The following is a 15,727-nucleotide window of genomic DNA, read 5'->3' as shown; positions in this document are numbered from 1 at the left end:
TTTCATGCTCAGTATGCGCGCAACGCATACTGAAAATCTATTCCACCGAGAATGTAGCCTTCACGTTCCCTTTGCCGAGGATCTGCTGGAGGCGCTTCTTGTTCACGTTATCGATACGGGCGAGGCGTGTGAAGTTCCAGGAATTCTTGTCGTAGTAAATGGTGATGGAGTTGCCCTGGTAAAAGATGATGTCGCCTGCGTCGGTGTCGATTTGCTTGTCGTTGCGCGGGAAACTGCGCGGCAGGTCAGCCACCTTCTCGAAGCTGCCGTAGTCGCGCATGTCGAGCGTCATGTCGCCCTGCGCGAGGAATTCGGCGAAGGCCTTGGCCGAGGAATTTTCTTCGAGCGTTGCCGTGAAGGTGGTGTCGTTCACATGGATCTTGAGTTTCACGGGAGCCTCCGTTTGGGCCGATGAATTGGCGGACGATTTCGGCGTCTGAGCTTCAGGCTGCGTCGAATGGCTCGCCGCATCGCTGCAGGCTACCAGAAAGAACAACGTTATAAGGACAAAATTTCGCATATACACAATATAAATAATTGCTCGAGCGATTCAAAATACTTATTTGCTATGACTCACTATGCCTTTTGCGCATAGTGAACCGATGGCGAGAACAGAAATAAGCGTCAAAACGGCACCCACAACTAGGACGATCGAGACACTTGTGGCAATGTCGACCATGCCGACCAGCGGAGAAACGATTCCGCCCATCAAGAAGCCCGATGCCCCGATGGCCGCGGCTGCGGTGCCTGCATTTGCGCGTTCCGCATTCAATGCCAATGCGTTTGCAGGAGGCTGACTCATGCCGAACATGAACGTAAGCCCCATGAAGGCGACCTGCAGAAGCGGGAGTAAAGCGTGCGTCATGAGTGCGGCAGCAACAGCAATTGCGAAAACGAACATTCCCATACCCGCGATTTTAAGGGCCTTGAATTCGTTGCCGACTTTACCCGACAACGCACAACCGATGGCCGTGAAAACGGCGTTCAGCGCAAAGCACAGACTAAAGCCGACAGGCGAAAGGCCGTAGATTTTTTGGTAGATAAACGGCGAAGACGCAATATACCCGAACAAGATAATCATTGGGAATGTGCATACCAAGAAATACGATACGTAGGCGCGGTTCTTGAACACTTTTGCATACAAGCTAAAGCTCGCAAAGACAGATTTTTTGCTGCGGCGTTTTACCGGGAGCGATTCCTGGAATTTCCCTGACATAAAGAGCAGCAGCGCCCCATACAGAAGCAACACCGCAAAAGTACCCTTCCAGCTCATGAAATTCAGCAAGAATCCGCCTAGCACCGGGGCTATAATCGGGGCGACTCCGTTCACAGCGCTCACCATGGCAAGGAACTTGGTGAGCACCGGGCCGCGGTAGGAATCCGCCGAAATGGAACGCGCTATCACAATGCCGCCGGATGCCGCCATGCCCTGCAACAAACGAAACACGTTGAAGGTTACGATGTTCGGCGCGACAATGCAGGCGACTGTCCCGCAAACAAAAAGCAACAGACAAACTAGCAACAACTTTTTGCGGCCGTACTTGTCGCTCAGCGGGCCTACAAAGATTTGCCCCACCGAAAGCCCGAGCATGCTCATGGTGAGGCTAAGCTGTGCCATCGAGGGGCTTGCTGCAAAGTAATCGGCAAGGCTCGGGAGGGCCGGCAAGTAAAGGTCCGTCACGAAGGGACCAAATGCCGAAAGCAGTCCAAGCAGCAGCATAAGGAAAGTGAATTTCTGTTTTCCGCTCATAAATTCCTCTTGACGAAACCGCACGGAATCGCCATAAAAAAAGCCCGCAAAGCCTTACAACTGGACTTATGCGGGACCGCTACACGTTGATTTCGCAAGCGAATTTAGGAAAAAATTTTTCCGTTGGCAAGTTCTTGACAAAGGCGAAAAAAATAATTTTATCTATCTTTTCGTTTGTGACAGGCATCGAAGAACAATTCAACGGCAAGAAACTCCTTGTCAAGAAGCTCATTCCGTTCGGGTTCACGAAGGAAGGGCCAAACTATGCGCTCGTCCGCGAAATACTTGGCGGGCAATTCCGTCTGGAAATCAGAGTGGGACGGGGCAAGAAAGTTTCTGTCAAGGTGTTCGACAACGATTCCGGCGAAGAATACTTACTGTTTTCGGTGCTGTCAGTGCAGGGAGCCCTCGTGGGCCGCATCCGCAAAGAAGTTTTCACTATTACGGATAAATTTATCAGCGAATGTTTCGAAACGCAGATTTTTAAAAGGAAATCAGCAAACGACCTGATTGGCTACGCGGAACAAAAATACGGAGACAAGCCCGAATATCTGTGGGAACGGTTTCCGCAATTCGCCGCCATCCGCAAGCACGAAAACAAGAAATGGTATTGCCTATTGGGGACTGTCGAAAAATCAAAAGTTGGCCTCAAAGGCGACGAGATAATCGAAGTGGCGAACTTCAAGATAGTCCCGAAGGAATTGCCGGAACTCCTGAAAAAGCCCGGCTACCTCCCCGCATACCACATGAACAAGAAAAGCTGGGTAACGATCATCCTTGATGGGACTGTGTCGCTAACCGAAATCAAGAAATTGCTGGATAAAAGCTACACGCTGGCGTGAAAAACGGCCCGCATTTCGCAGGCCGCTTTTTGTTTAAGCGATCACTTTTACTTCAAGTTTGTCTTGAAGAATTCGTTCAGCTTTTCGAAGGGAATTTTTTCCAGGTTGTCGTAGAGGTCCACGTGGGAGGCTCCGGGGATAACGAGGAGTTCCTTGTTGCCGACGGTCTTGCTCCAGTTCTTGGTGGCGTCGAGTTTTGCGGGGACGTTCGCCTTCTTGCCGGTCATCTTTTCGAATGCGCCTTCGCCGAAGTAGCGACTGTGGGCCTTTTCGCCGTGGATGATGAGCACCGGGTTACGGATTTCGTCGGCGTATGCGAGGAGCTTCGTGTTCATGAGCGAGGTGCCTGCGGAGGCGGCCCAGCCCTTGTTGCTGTTGAGGGAACGCTTGTGGTAGCCGCGCGGGGTCTTGTAGTAGGCGTAGTAATCCTTGACAAAGTAAGGAGCGTCGTCCGGGAGCGGGTCCACCACGCCGCCAGCCAGGTCATACGTACCGTTCTTGAAGTCCTTGGTGCGCTGGGCCATCAATGCCTTGCGGGCTTCGTTACGGGCGTCGGCGTTGTTTGCGGAATCGAAGTAGCCGTTCGCGGTTACGCGGCTCATGTCGTACATGGTCGAGGCAACCGTCGCCTTTACGCGGGTATCGATGCCGGCAGCGTTAATCGCCATGCCGCCCCAGCCGCAAATGCCGATAATGCCGATGCGTTCCGGGTCAACGTTGTCGCGAGTCGAGAGGAAATCTACAGACGCCATGAAATCTTCGGTGTTGATGTCCGGGCTGTTCATGTAGCGCGGCTCGCCGCCCGATTCGCCGGTGAAGCTCGGGTCGAATGCGATGGTCAGGAATCCGCGTTCCGCCATCTGCTGGGCGTAAAGGCCGCTGGACTGTTCCTTGACGGCTCCGAACGGGCCGGAGACTGCGATTGCGGGGAACTTGCCGTTCACCTTGAGGCTCGTATCCTTGGGCACGAACATGTCGGCGGCGAGTTCAATGCCAAAGTGGTTCTTGAAAGTGACCTTGGAATGTTCGACCTTGTCGCTCTTGGGGAATACCTTGTCCCATTCGGCGGTGAGCGTGAGCTTGTTCATATTTTCGTCCTTTGTCTGTTGTGCTGTGGAGGCTATTTCTGTTGCCGACTGCGCGGCCGGCGTGGCGGCACCTTGCGCGGCAGCATTGTTTTCTTTTTCGGGGGTACATGCCATCAGGGTGCATGCGGAAACCACGGCGAGCGCCGCTTTAAAGAATCTGGATTTCATGATTTATCTCCTATTTAAAAATTCAACTCTTCTTGTCATGTCCGCGCAGGCGGACATCTCCCTTTACATTTTTAATATTATTTATTCCCTGTACAATAGCAATTGCTTATTTACTATGGTTTGTTATGCTTTTTAGGCATGGATATTTAATAAACAAATTCAATCAGGTTGCTGGCCGTCGTGAGCTTTCCACAGGCATTCCGTCAATGCAAAGTCTGAAAATTTTGCCAAGAACGAGGAATCTTCAGGGCTACAAGCGTAAATACCAAAGCGGATTTTACCAGCACCTTCCCACATGTGGCAAATGCGCATTTGCGTGAAGTTTTTTCCATCTTGCGAGCATTCTACGCAATAGTCACTTTCTCGACGGCTAAAGCGGAACCACATCGTTTTAATTTCGGCACTGATAGCAGTCGTAGCCCAGTCGGAATAACCGTGGTTGGTTACAACCGAACCAAGATGCTGGAATTTTTCATTTTCGTATTCAACAGATGCTTTCAGCCAATTTTCAGAATCAAGATACATAGCGATTCCGCACTGATCGAAGCGATGATGACTTCCAGAAAAATCTGTTTTCATGACAAACGAGAAAAATTTTTCCTCCGTTTCAATCTGAAGAACCGGCGCATTGTCGTTGCGAAAACGGTAATAAGTTCTTTGCCAGAGATCCGTATGCGGATCGGTCACGATGCAAATTTCATCCTCGCCAACTTTGTAAGTTGCAGGTTCGCGAGTCCATTTCAGGTCGGCAGTGTCAAAAACTTGCTTCATGAGGAATTCCTTTTTTCATAGTTGCCCCCCCCCTTATTAAACTTTCTTTCCCATGGCGAACGCTTTTTTCAGGAGCGCGGAATCTTTCTTGACATCGCCAGCGCTTTCGGCACCCGTGGCGCAGAGAGCGCCCTTGAGCTTCACGCCGTCAAAGCAGGCGATCCACCCGCCAATGCCGCGCTTTGCGATGTTCATGGCCTTCGCATCGGTGTCGGCGGCAGATGTGAGCAGATAAATTTCGCGGAACTTGTAATCGCTGGAATAGAGGGAATTCGCGCGGTCGAGCATCGTCTTGAGCTGGCCGCTCATCTCGTAATAGTAAATCGGTGTCGCGAACACGATGACGTCAGCCGATTCCATCTTCTTGGTGATGGCGGGAGCGTCGTCCTTGATGACGCACTTGCCCTTCTTCTGGCAAGCGAGGCAGCCCATGCAAAAACCGATCTTCTTGCCGCGTAGCGACTCGAATTCCACCTTGTTGCCCGCCTCGGCGGCACCCTTCGCGAACTCCTGCGCCAGAGTTTCGGAGTTGCTCCCCTTGCGCAAGCTGCTGGACAAGAACAATACTTTTTTCATAGGTTCCTCTCGGTTGAAGTCTTTACATGTTCAAATATACCTCTTTTTTCAGATATTGCAAATACTTTGTTTTCATAACTAGATATGCTTATAAGGCATAGATTTAAGCAGCATAAAAAGGCGGGGCTACTTGATCATATCCAACAGTTGCTGCTTGGTCAAAAGGCTAAGCACTGAAAACGCAGTGAGTTTATTGCCCAAATCCTTAATCGAAGCTCCGATGTGGTAAACGGTCTCGTCAACGACAATGAACCGGTCGTGGACTTCGCGCATCGTCCGCAATTTCACAGGCGGGCACTGCCGATTCAGCCGTTCGCATTCAGCTTTCATCGTCTGATTGATGCGGGCGGAATAGATTATCGCGTTCACTCCGGGATTTCGCTTGGGCATAAGCGACAAGGCGCTGGTTTACGCTAAAGCCCTTCAACATGTGCTCTTTGAGGACCTTATTGGCCCAGCGACGGAACCGAGTTACAACTACAGATTTAACTCGGTAGCCAAGAGACAATATCATGTCAAGATTGTAAAAAGGAATTTGGCGATTGACCCTGCGATTTCCCTCAATCTGAACCTGTCGGAATTTCCGACAAGTTGACTCCAAATCCAATTCATTTTCTTCGTAAATATGGCTAATATGTTCAACGATGTTCGTTCGAGATGTCGAAAACAACTCCGCCATCTGCGCCTGCGTCAGCCAGACAGTATCCTGATCCACGCGAACTTCAATGTGAAATTCGCCCCCTTCCGGCTGATACACGATGATTTCGTTCTTCTCGCCGTCAACTTCACCCGACGGCAACAAACCGCTATTCTTCATCTTTCCTCCCTCCGCCTACATGCATAAAAAGGCGGGGCATTCGGGTTTACATTTTTTTTGTTAGTAAGGTATCCTTACATACAGAGATTACTTCCGAATCATATCCTTTTAGTTCTTTCTAGCAGAAATACGATATTTCGTTGAAATGAGCAATCCATTTCGCAACAACATCCTCATGACGAGCTTCAATAATCCGAAGAATATTTTGCAAGACATGTACCGGTTCCAGAGGAACACCTTCGTTGGACCAGAAATAAACCCAGAAAGATCCTATCTTAAAGATTTGCGGCATTGCTGAACCCGCCTTTCTGAGAAAATTCCATTATCAAATGAGCCGTAGATTCAATCACCTTCTTATAGCGATCGATTTCCTCATCTGAAAAACCGAATATATCTTCCCATGTATAGGAGGGTAAATAGCATGTCGCCCGATGGAAGCCGTCTTTTGCGTCGGGCTTTTCGATGTACACCTTAACGCGGCCGTCCTTGCCCATTTCAGAATGGACAATTTCTGCGTTATCGTCAAGTGTCATGAAGGGGTACATCATATTGCTTGATGGCAATATAACATTTTCAGGCCTTGTTTGGCTAGTATTCATCTTTCCTCCCTCCGCCTACATGCATAAAAAGGCGGGGCTTTGCTTGTTTTACACCGTGCGCGAAAAGTAGTTTTCTACACACTTGCGCACTAAATATAAATTACTAGAAGGCGACTGTCAAGAGCGAGACGCACTAATTTATTTCTTTATTCGCTTGGATTTTTTCACGAGTTCTTTGGCTTCGTTGATTTCACCGACCAGTTGCTCGGTGGTGGGCAGATACAACTTGTACTCACTAGCAAGGATAGTCTTGTTGTCTTCGGGCAAAGTCATTTTCACGGCAGTGTCGTTTTTGCCTGCGCACAAAAGAATGCCGATGGTAGGATTTTCATCGGGAAGTTTTTCAATGCGGTCGTGGTAATTCACGTACATCTGGAGTTGGCCTATATCCTGATGCGTGATTTTGCTCGTCTTGATTTCAATAACCACAAAACAGCGAAGCAGCCTATTGTAAAGAACGAGATCGATGAAGAATTCATCGTCTTCGAGCATAATCCGCTTCTGCCGGGCAACAAAGGAAAATCCCTTTCCTAGTTCAAGCAGAAAATCAGTAATATGCGAAATAATCGCGCCTTCCAAATCGGTTTCATAAAAGGCCGAATTCATTTTCAACCCAACAAATTCCAAAATCATCGGATCCTTGATGACCTCTTGCGGGGTTTCAGGGATGCGCTCCTTGCGAGCGACTGCAAGTACGGATTCCTTGTCGTTGCTGAGCAAAAGTCGCTCGTATAGCTGGCTGTTGATTTGGCGTTCGAGTTCGCGTCCATTCCAAGAATTGTTCACCGCCTCAAGCTCGTAATATTCGCGTTTTTCGGGGTCAGAAATAGCAATAAGCATCTTATATTGAGACCAGTTCAATTGCGTCCGCACTGCGGACGCAATTGGATACAATAGGAAAAATTGACGAGCACGCTCAATTTGTCGAATACCAAATCCACGACCATACTCCGCTTCCAGTTTTTCTGCAAGCGATTTCACGATATACGCCCCATAATCGGCACGCTTCTTGCCATGCTGTTCTTCTTCGAAAATACGCTTACCAAGCTTCCAGTACATCTGGACACGACAGAAATCAACACTCCTGACCGCATTTTCCCGAGCAGTCTCGATGATTTGCTTGGCATCTTGGATCAGCTTCGTAGAGATAACTTCTTTAGCCATATTAGCCTCCATTTAGCCGCAAAAAACGGCTAGTTAACATTTGAGGCGTTCTTGCAAAACCGACAAGCCGATCTAACGCAAAAACGCACCTCGCCTTAAAACAGCGAGATGCGTTCAGCGGTAATGTATCTAAATCTGCCAAAGTTGGCAAGGGGTATAACGAAATTTTACATAACCACTGGGGTTATTCGTATTTCAAAAGTCTACGCTACGTACAACGTCTTCTGGAAATCGGTGAAGAGTTTCTTCAAATCCTTGCCGGTCACACCCATTTTATCACAGGCATCCTTGATGGTGCCGTACTTGAGCTTGACGAGTTCGGGCAGCTGATTCAATGATAGTTCATCGACTCCGTTTTCCACATATTGCTGCAAGACGAATTCCATGAAGGGGACTTGCTTTTCGGATATTTCGTTCAGGATTTCTTCGTGCATCAGGCGGACTCTTTCGGCGCGCTCCATGGGACTCTTGTTGTAAGCGATGAGTTCCAGCACGTCGAGCAGGTCGCATTTTTCATTCTGCGTCAAGGCTTGCACTTGGCGGAGCCTTTCTTTGCTGAATCCGTTGTCGCTCAAGTTCTGCAGCAACGCTTCGCGGGTCGTGGGATCAGACCAGCGGGCTCGCAAATCCTTACTATCCTTGAAGAACTCCGGAATCTTGCCGAAGAGAATTTTGATAAACTGTTCAAGCGTTATGAGTTCGCCATCGAACATGAACTTTTCTTCCCACTGGGCACGCAAGCGCAAAACGTGCCCGTCAGAAAGTTTAATTTCAATGCAATTTTTTTCTTTCACGTTTGCGTCGCATGTGCACGGGAGATTGCCACAGATTTTGCAAGGTTTCGGTTTGCGTGGCCCGCCGCTAGAGCCGTCGCCTCCATCAGATTTTCCACCATCGGGTGGTTCCGGCGTATCTACAATCGGTTCGCCGTCCCACTCGGGATCGCTAAAGTTCCTGCTTGCGCCCACGAAATCGTAAATCGTGAAGAAATACTTTCCGTCGAAAAGTCTCGTGCCGCGACCGATAATCTGCTTGAATTCGATGATGTTGTTCACAGGGCGCATCAGTACGATGTTGCGGACATTCTTGGCATCGACACCTGTCGAGAGTTTTTGCGATGTCGTAAGGATTGTAGGCAACAGTTTTTCATTATCCTGGAAAGTCTTCAAATCGGCTTCGCCCTTGTCGCCATCGTCACTGGTGACTCGCTTACAATAATTCACGTTGGGCTTGCGAGAATGCTGATTGATGAGGTCTCGCAAAATGGCTGCATGGGCCTGTGTCGCACCGAACACAATCGTCTTTTCGTCGGGGTCAATCTGTTTCAGGAATTCTTCAACCCTAAACTCATCGCGTTCGCGAATCTTGATATTGCCGTGATAGAAGTCCGCTTCTGTATAAATTTTGTTCGGGTCAATTTCGCCGCTTTCTACATCGTCTTCGGGATCGTAGATGTAATTGTCAATATTGCTAGAAGAGATTCGCACGCGGTAAGGCGTCAAAAAACCGTCTTCGATTCCCTGCTTCAGAGAATACACATAGACAGGCTTTCCGAAATACTCGTAGGTGTTGGCATTTTCATTTTTCTTGGGTGTTGCCGTCAGGCCCAAGTGATACGCCCGTTGGAAATAATCAAGAATATCACGCCAGCGGCTTTCGTCGTTAGCGGCACCGCGATGGCATTCATCGATGATGACAAGATCAAAGAAATCTTCGGGGTAATTTTCATAAACAAATTTTCCATTCAACGAGGTCATCATCGTCTGGAAAATGCTGAAATAGATGCTCGGGCCCTTGGGCACGCCTTTTGATTTGGCGATAGATTCCGGCGTAATGCGGCACATGGCATTTTCGTCAAATTGTCCGAAATCATTGAGCGCCTGATTTGAGAGGATATTGCGGTCGGCAAGGAACAAGATGCGCGGCAAGCGTTCCGTTCCATCGACATTCCAATGTGCCTTGAAAATTTTCCAGCAGATTTGGAAAGCGATGTAGGTTTTGCCCGTTCCCGTTGCAAGCGTGAGCAAGACGCGGTCCTGCTTTCGGGAGATGGCCTCCATGACGCTATTGACAGCGATTTCCTGATAGTAGCGCGGAGACTTGCCGCCATCCCTGTTGAACGGAACGGCATTCAGCTTGTCGCGGAGCGGATTGTTTTCAGGATAAAGTCGTTCCCAGAGTTCTTGCGGTGTCGGGAATGCATCGACAAAGCCTTCCTTCCCCGTCTGCATGTCGATTGCCCAGATTTTATCGCCATTGCAAGAATACGTGAAGCGGATGTTCATGCGTTCCGCATATTCCTTGGCTTGCGGCACGCCCTCGCTTACATCGAGTTCGTCCTTTTTCGCCTCGACGATGGCAATCTTGATGCCCTTGTAAACCAGAAGGTAGTCGATTTTCTTGGGGTTGCGTTCGGCATGGCCGATTCGCCCCGGTGCGATTTCGTAAGCGGACTGCTCCGTATAAATGGCGCTGTCCGGCGTCACTTCCCACAAGGCTTCTTTCAGCTTGGGGTCAATCTTCTTTCTTCTGGTATCGGACTCGTTCATACTTGCTGTCATTCCCGGCTTGACCGGGAATCTCCTTCGAAAGTTTTCTTCAGAATCGATTTTTTAAGTTCGTCGCAGTTGGCGATGATTTGCTTGTAGTTTGCTTCGAGGCGTTTGACGTTCTCGGAGAGTTTGTCTAGGCGGGCGACGATTTCTTTTTGGACGGAAAGAGGCGGGAGGGGGAATTCATACACAAACAAAGCTTTTCGATTTAGTTTTGGCATCCCCGCACGATCAGAATGTTTGATTGCATAATCAGTAAAATCGCTTGCTATTAAGATGTAATACAAAAAGTCCTTAAGCATTCCGTTTTTTGGTGATAACGGATACATGTCAGCACTGCATATACCAGCAAAATTAGGTCGAGCAACTTTTTTTAGATAAGGACGAATTTTATTATACAACACAACAGAATCATCAAAAACAAATTTACCTGATGTAAGACCTTCTTCTTCTGAAGTTTTCAAATCGATAATCCGTCCTGTTTCACTTTCAATATTTGCACCACCAACATGATACATATTCAAATACTTTTCTTCTGTTGGATTAATCAAATCCGATAGAATCTCACAAACATCCCCCAATGTTTTCCATTCCCAGCCGGAGGGCAATTCTGCACTGGATTCTTCACTACGCTCAGAATGACGTGATTGGGAATTCAGTTCTTTTTCAAGGGTGGTTTCGAATAGTTCTTTGGCGTTTTTGAGGTTGGTTTCGGCGTTTGTTTTGAGTGTGTCTATTTTTGAGAATTCTTCGTCAAGGAATTTGACTATGCGATTCTGCTCCGAAAGAGGGGGAATGGGAATTTGAATTTCCTTAAATTTTGCAGAACTGACACCACCAATTATACCCGATAAAAGTTTTTGAAACTCATCAGTGAAAGATTGTTCAAAAGTGTAATAAAAAACAAATTTTCCAATTAGTTTTTCTCTATTATAATCAATTGCAAATAGCTTGTTTCCAAAGCAAACATCTTCATTTAAAATACATTTCTTTTTTCCTGCACTACCACCTTCTGCACATATTAAAACAGTATCCTTTCTTGCGACTTTAAATCCGGCTTCCTCAAAAGGTATTCTAATTCCATTTTCGTAATCAACTTCAGAATCATTACCAACATCTTTTGTTGCGATAAAAGGAAATCCCGATTCTACATTTGAGTATCGTTCCTTTTTTACATTAGCATTTATGCTGTTGCCGTTATAAATTTTTGCAACTTCACCAAGTTTCTTCCATTCCCATTTGCTCATAACATTCTCCGGTTGCTTAGACCCATTCGACATTGTTTATCCCGGACTTGTTCCGGGACTCAGGGTGACACTTTGTTTAACACTTTGGATTCTATCGCTTCGCTCCAGAATGACAAAGTTCTCTCATATCGACAATTTGGCGAGGATTTTCCTATTCTCTTCGTCTAAGCTCTGCATTTCCTTGATGATGGTTTTGGCGTCGCGGAGTTCGACTTCGGTTTTCTTGTTGGGATTTTTCACCGAGAGGTCGTATGTTTCGGGGTTCAAATCCTTGACGTTTATGGTCCACGATTTTTCGCTGTCGGTCTTTTTCTTCTGCAACTTCACGAATTCCGCAAGGTCATCTTCGGTAAGCGGGTTCGTCTTGCCCAGGTTGCGGCCAAAGTCCGGCTGGTAGTACCAGATTTTTTCGGTGGGGCGACCCTTTTCGAAGAAGAGCACCACGGTCTTTACGCCAGCGCCCGTAAACACGCCACTCGGCAAATCGAGAATCGTGTGCAGGTCACAGTTTTCCAAGAGTTCCTTGCGCAACATGACCGACGCGTTGTCGGTGTTTGAAAGGAATGTGTTCTTGATGACGATGCCCGCGCGGCCGCCCGCCTTGAGCAACTTGACAAAATACTGCATAAAGAGGTAGGCTGTTTCGCTTGTCTTGATGGGGAAATTCTGCTGGACCTCGGCGCGTTCCTTGCCACCGAAGGGCGGGTTCGCGATGATGACGTCCTTACGCATTTTCTGTTCCACGTTCGCCATGTTTTCGGACAAGGTATTCGTGTGCAAAATGTTCGGTGCGTTCACGCCGTGCAAAATCATGTTCATGATGCCGATGATGTAGGCAAGGCCCTTTTTCTCTTGTCCGTAGAAGGTTTTCTTCTGCAAAGTTTCCCTGTCGGCAACGCTCTTGACTTTCTGCTTCATGTAGGCGTAGGCTTCGCAAAGGAACCCAGCACTTCCGCAAGCCGGGTCTAGCACGGTCTCGCCGATTTTCGGGTCGATGATGCGGACGATGGTGCGGATAAGCGGACGCGGCGTGTAGTATTCGCCGCCGTTACGGCCTGCGTTGCCCATCCTGCGAATTTTGTCTTCGTACAGGTGGCTCATCTCGTGCTTATCTTCGCTACTCTGGAAACTCAGCGCGTCGGCATACCACAGAATTTCGCGGAGGTTGTAGCCGCTCGTTATTTTGTTGCGGAGTTCACCGAAGATTTCGCCAATCTTGTATTCCAGTGATTGCGGCGTGGTGGCGGATTCCTTGAACTTCTTGAGGTAAGGGAAAAGCTTGTTGTTCACGAAATCCGTGAGGTCGTCGCCGGTGAGTGCCTTGGCGTGGTCGGGTTCGCCGTTCTTGGTCTTTGGGGCGGCCCAGGTGTTCCAACGGAATTTCTTATCAATGATTCGCTCGTAGGTTTCGCCCTTGAGTTCGGCTTCTTCTTCGCGCTCGGCTTCGAGGTTGTCCAGGTACTTGAGGAACAGGACCCACGAAGTTTGTTCCACATAATCCAGTTCGTTGCTGCAACCACCCTCTTTCCAGAGGATGTCATCGATATTGTTAAAAGTCTGCTCAAACATAAGGGCCTCATTTGCTAGCCCTTATGCTGGTGCATTCAATCCACAAAAAAAGGCGTGGAATCGAATGCACTTACCGCCTTGAGGTAACGACCAAGAAACCTATCCAACGTAAGCACAAACGACCCACGCACAGGGTGCGTGAGTGTCTGCCCATTCTCGTTGGATTTGAAAATTTTGGTCGTTTTTCAAGGCGAGAATAAGAGCAATAACTCAAATTTCTATGCGCCCCAAACCGTGAGGAATGGGGCTATGTCAGTGGAAAATAGTAGTAAATCGGCGACCCCGGCACAGTGGCCGGGGTGACAAATGGAGCGGGAATGACAAATGTGGGGCTGCAATCAGTTATTCCTTTCGGGCATTATTTTGCAAATTCATACCTGCGGGGCTTGAATTTTATTAGCTTTCGGGTATGGAACTTCGAGTTTTGCGGTATTTTCTGGAGGCGGCGCGGTTGGGGAATGTCTCGCGCGCGGCGGATAATCTTTGCGTGACGCAGCCGACGGTGAGTCGCCAGCTCAAGGAGTTGGAGGAGGAACTGGGCGAAAAGCTTTTCGAGCGCACGAATTACGCGATTCGGCTGACGCCTGCGGGGGAACTCTTGCGGGAGCGTGCGGAGGATATCCTTTCGATGGCGGACAGGACGGTGCAGGATTTCAAGTCGCTGAAGGAAGACGAGGTGGTGGGTGAAATCGCCATTGCCTGCGCGGAATCGCGGAACGTGAATTTTCTTTCGAAGTGCATCGCGATTCTCCGGGACGACTATCCGAAGATTAAGTACAACTTATATTCGGGCGACAGTGAGCGCGCCTTGGAAAAGCTGGACAAGGGCATTTTTGATTTCGCGGTGGTTGTAGACAACGTTGATTTGGAAAAGTACAACTGCCTTGCGGTGCGTTCGGTGGACCGCTGGGGCGTGGTGATGCGTCGCGACGACCCTTTGGCCAAGCGGGATTTCATTGAGCCGAAGGACTTGCTCGACAAGCCGCTGATGGCGTCGCGGCAGGCGATGGTGGCGGATTTGCCGAAATGGTTCGGCGACGATATTTCGAGGCTGAACGTGATTGTGGGGCTGGATCTTTCGTACAACGGTTCGGTGCTTGCGAAGGAGGGCACGGGCTACCTGCTCACTTTCGACGGACTGGTGGATACGAGCCGCACTTCGCGCCTGTGCTTCAGGCCGCTCATGCCCGAGCTCACCACCAACATGTACATCATTTGGCGGCGGGGCCAGCAGTTCACGCGGGCGGGCGAACTTTTCCTCGACACGCTCCGGCACGTGCTGGGGGAATAAAAAGAAATTAGAGGATTATTCTCATGCTTAAAATTGAAGAATACAGTACAAAGTATATCAACGACGCGATTGAAATCTGGAACGATATCGTCGAAGACGGAATCGCGTTCCCTCAGAAAGATGCGCTTGACCCGCAGACGGGTGACGCCTTTTTCAAGTCGCAATCGTTCACGGGTATTGCTCTTGATACGGACTCCGGCGAGGTTGTGGGGCTGTACATTCTCCACCCGAACAATGTCGGGCGCTGCGGGCATATTTCGAATGCAAGCTATGCGGTCAAGAAGAACAAACGCGGCCAGCACATCGGTGAATTTCTCGTAAAGGATTGCCTCGCGAAGGCAAAGGAAATCGGCTTCAGGATCTTGCAGTTCAATGCGGTTGTCGCCACAAACACGTCGGCACTCAAGCTCTACAAGAAGCTCGGATTTACGCAGCTCGGCGTGATTCCCAAGGGTTTCTTGCTCAAAGACGGGAACTACGAAGATATTATCCCGCACTATATCGAACTGTAAACGTAAACTCCTGAACGGGTCGAAACAAATTTTCCGTTGAATGGTTTGTTTAACGTTCCGTAAACTTTGATTGGGCAGAACAGAGGTGTCTCAGGTGGTTTTTCTTTATCGAGAAGGTCCAGTTGCAGAGTGTCACCTTTGATGAACACTCCGATTGATTTGACATATTTTCTAGGATAGTCTAATTGCGACGGGAAAACAATGATGTTCTTCCCGTTTTTTTCTTCGACAAATGCGGTGTCGGAAAAGTAGTGCTTGTTTATTTCTTGTTCGTCGAGGATGCAATCCGATATGGAATCCAGAGTAACGAAATTTTCGTCGTAGCGGATGATGGAATAAGCGCCCATAGCTGCTAGGTAATTCTCTTCTAGTTCTCTTTTTAGCGAAGTGTAGACTAGAACGGGGCAGGCGAGGCCGGGTACGGCTGTGCTTTCTTTTTTTCGTTTCATGGAAACGATCAACGTGTCGTTTGCGCTGCGAGTTGCGATGGTGTAATTGTCTCTTAAATCATTGATATTTGCAGGGAATGTGAGTCTCCATGTTCCGTCAAAATATTTAAGGTAGATTTTATTTAATGCGATGAGTCCTTCAATTGAATCGGGATTGATGATGCATGACGAAATTGAATCCAGAATCAGTGGGCTTTTTTCGTTGTTTGCGAAAACGCATTCATTTCCGTTTGCCCCGCTAGAATTGTCGCTTGAACAGCCTAAAATGGCAAATGATGTAAATAGTATAGCCAATGCATGGGTGAGTGCGATAGACTTTTTGTTCATGTTAA

General features: G+C 48.5%; 15 protein-coding genes and 1 pseudogene. 3 read left to right on the top strand and 13 right to left on the bottom strand.

Going from position 1 to position 15,727, the window contains the following annotated elements:
* Window positions 1–37: 37 nt before the first annotated feature.
* Entirely contained in the window at window positions 38–520 is a 483-nt protein-coding gene (locus B9Y77_RS09470) for a cyclophilin-like fold protein (RefSeq protein WP_254899980.1), read from the bottom strand.
* Window positions 521–559: 39 nt separating this feature from the next.
* Complete coding sequence (locus B9Y77_RS09465; RefSeq protein WP_085491354.1) at window positions 560–1,750, bottom strand: Bcr/CflA family efflux MFS transporter; 1,191 nt, start codon at window positions 1,748–1,750, stop codon at window positions 560–562.
* A gap of 176 nt (window positions 1,751–1,926) precedes the next feature.
* Here B9Y77_RS09465 and B9Y77_RS09460 point away from each other — a divergent pair, with 176 nt between their 5' ends.
* On the top strand, window positions 1,927–2,592 hold the full coding sequence (locus B9Y77_RS09460; protein WP_176221731.1) for an MmcQ/YjbR family DNA-binding protein: 666 nt from the start codon (window positions 1,927–1,929) through the stop codon (window positions 2,590–2,592).
* Between the two features lie 47 nt (window positions 2,593–2,639).
* Here the strand turns inward: B9Y77_RS09460 and B9Y77_RS09455 are convergent, their stop codons facing one another.
* The 10 genes and pseudogenes from B9Y77_RS09455 to B9Y77_RS09415 form a co-directional block, all read right to left on the bottom strand.
* On the bottom strand, window positions 2,640–3,848 hold the full coding sequence (locus B9Y77_RS09455) for an alpha/beta hydrolase (protein WP_085491352.1): 1,209 nt from the start codon (window positions 3,846–3,848) through the stop codon (window positions 2,640–2,642).
* Window positions 3,849–4,007: 159 nt separating this feature from the next.
* Window positions 4,008–4,619: a DUF1349 domain-containing protein gene (locus tag B9Y77_RS09450; protein ID WP_072827658.1), complete on the bottom strand. Its 612-nt coding sequence runs from the start codon at window positions 4,617–4,619 to the stop codon at window positions 4,008–4,010.
* Between the two features lie 36 nt (window positions 4,620–4,655).
* Complete coding sequence (locus B9Y77_RS09445) at window positions 4,656–5,195, bottom strand: flavodoxin family protein (protein ID WP_085491351.1); 540 nt, start codon at window positions 5,193–5,195, stop codon at window positions 4,656–4,658.
* Window positions 5,196–5,321: 126 nt separating this feature from the next.
* The gene (locus B9Y77_RS16215; RefSeq protein WP_176221730.1) at window positions 5,322–5,525 is read right to left on the bottom strand and encodes a hypothetical protein; all 204 of its coding nucleotides are present in this window, start codon (window positions 5,523–5,525) and stop codon (window positions 5,322–5,324) included.
* A gap of 76 nt (window positions 5,526–5,601) precedes the next feature.
* A pseudogene (locus B9Y77_RS09440) lies at window positions 5,602–6,012 on the bottom strand (virulence RhuM family protein); the annotation flags it as partial.
* Window positions 6,013–6,287: 275 nt separating this feature from the next.
* Entirely contained in the window at window positions 6,288–6,560 is a 273-nt protein-coding gene (locus tag B9Y77_RS09435; RefSeq protein WP_073114413.1) for a hypothetical protein, read from the bottom strand.
* 189 nt (window positions 6,561–6,749) lie between these two features.
* Window positions 6,750–7,775 carry a PDDEXK nuclease domain-containing protein gene (locus B9Y77_RS09430; RefSeq protein WP_217807226.1) on the bottom strand — a complete coding sequence of 342 codons (1,026 nt, stop codon included), beginning with the start codon at window positions 7,773–7,775 and terminating at the stop codon, window positions 6,750–6,752.
* A 203-nt stretch (window positions 7,776–7,978) separates the two neighbouring features.
* Complete coding sequence (gene hsdR, locus B9Y77_RS09425; protein WP_085491480.1) at window positions 7,979–10,324, bottom strand: EcoAI/FtnUII family type I restriction enzme subunit R; 2,346 nt, start codon at window positions 10,322–10,324, stop codon at window positions 7,979–7,981.
* Window positions 10,325–10,332: 8 nt separating this feature from the next.
* A complete protein-coding gene (locus tag B9Y77_RS09420) occupies window positions 10,333–11,574 on the bottom strand; it encodes a restriction endonuclease subunit S (RefSeq protein ID WP_176221728.1) in 1,242 nt (413 codons plus the stop codon).
* Between the two features lie 123 nt (window positions 11,575–11,697).
* Window positions 11,698–13,143, bottom strand: coding sequence for a class I SAM-dependent DNA methyltransferase (locus B9Y77_RS09415; protein WP_085491348.1), 1,446 nt, complete (start codon window positions 13,141–13,143; stop codon window positions 11,698–11,700).
* 409 nt (window positions 13,144–13,552) lie between these two features.
* Between B9Y77_RS09415 and B9Y77_RS09410 the strand changes: the two genes are divergently transcribed.
* Window positions 13,553–14,434: a LysR family transcriptional regulator gene (locus tag B9Y77_RS09410; RefSeq protein WP_085491347.1), complete on the top strand. Its 882-nt coding sequence runs from the start codon at window positions 13,553–13,555 to the stop codon at window positions 14,432–14,434.
* 23 nt (window positions 14,435–14,457) lie between these two features.
* Window positions 14,458–14,946: a GNAT family N-acetyltransferase gene (locus B9Y77_RS09405; protein ID WP_073423826.1), complete on the top strand. Its 489-nt coding sequence runs from the start codon at window positions 14,458–14,460 to the stop codon at window positions 14,944–14,946.
* Here the strand turns inward: B9Y77_RS09405 and B9Y77_RS09400 are convergent.
* On the bottom strand, window positions 14,931–15,722 hold the full coding sequence (locus B9Y77_RS09400; protein ID WP_073423825.1) for a hypothetical protein: 792 nt from the start codon (window positions 15,720–15,722) through the stop codon (window positions 14,931–14,933). The two genes, B9Y77_RS09405 and B9Y77_RS09400, sit on opposite strands and share 16 nt — an antisense overlap.
* Window positions 15,723–15,727 lie beyond the last annotated feature (5 nt).

Source organism: Fibrobacter sp. UWB13 (assembly GCF_900177805.1).
Lineage (GTDB): Bacteria > Fibrobacterota > Fibrobacteria > Fibrobacterales > Fibrobacteraceae > Fibrobacter.
This window is presented reverse-complemented; position numbering and strand designations above follow the sequence as displayed.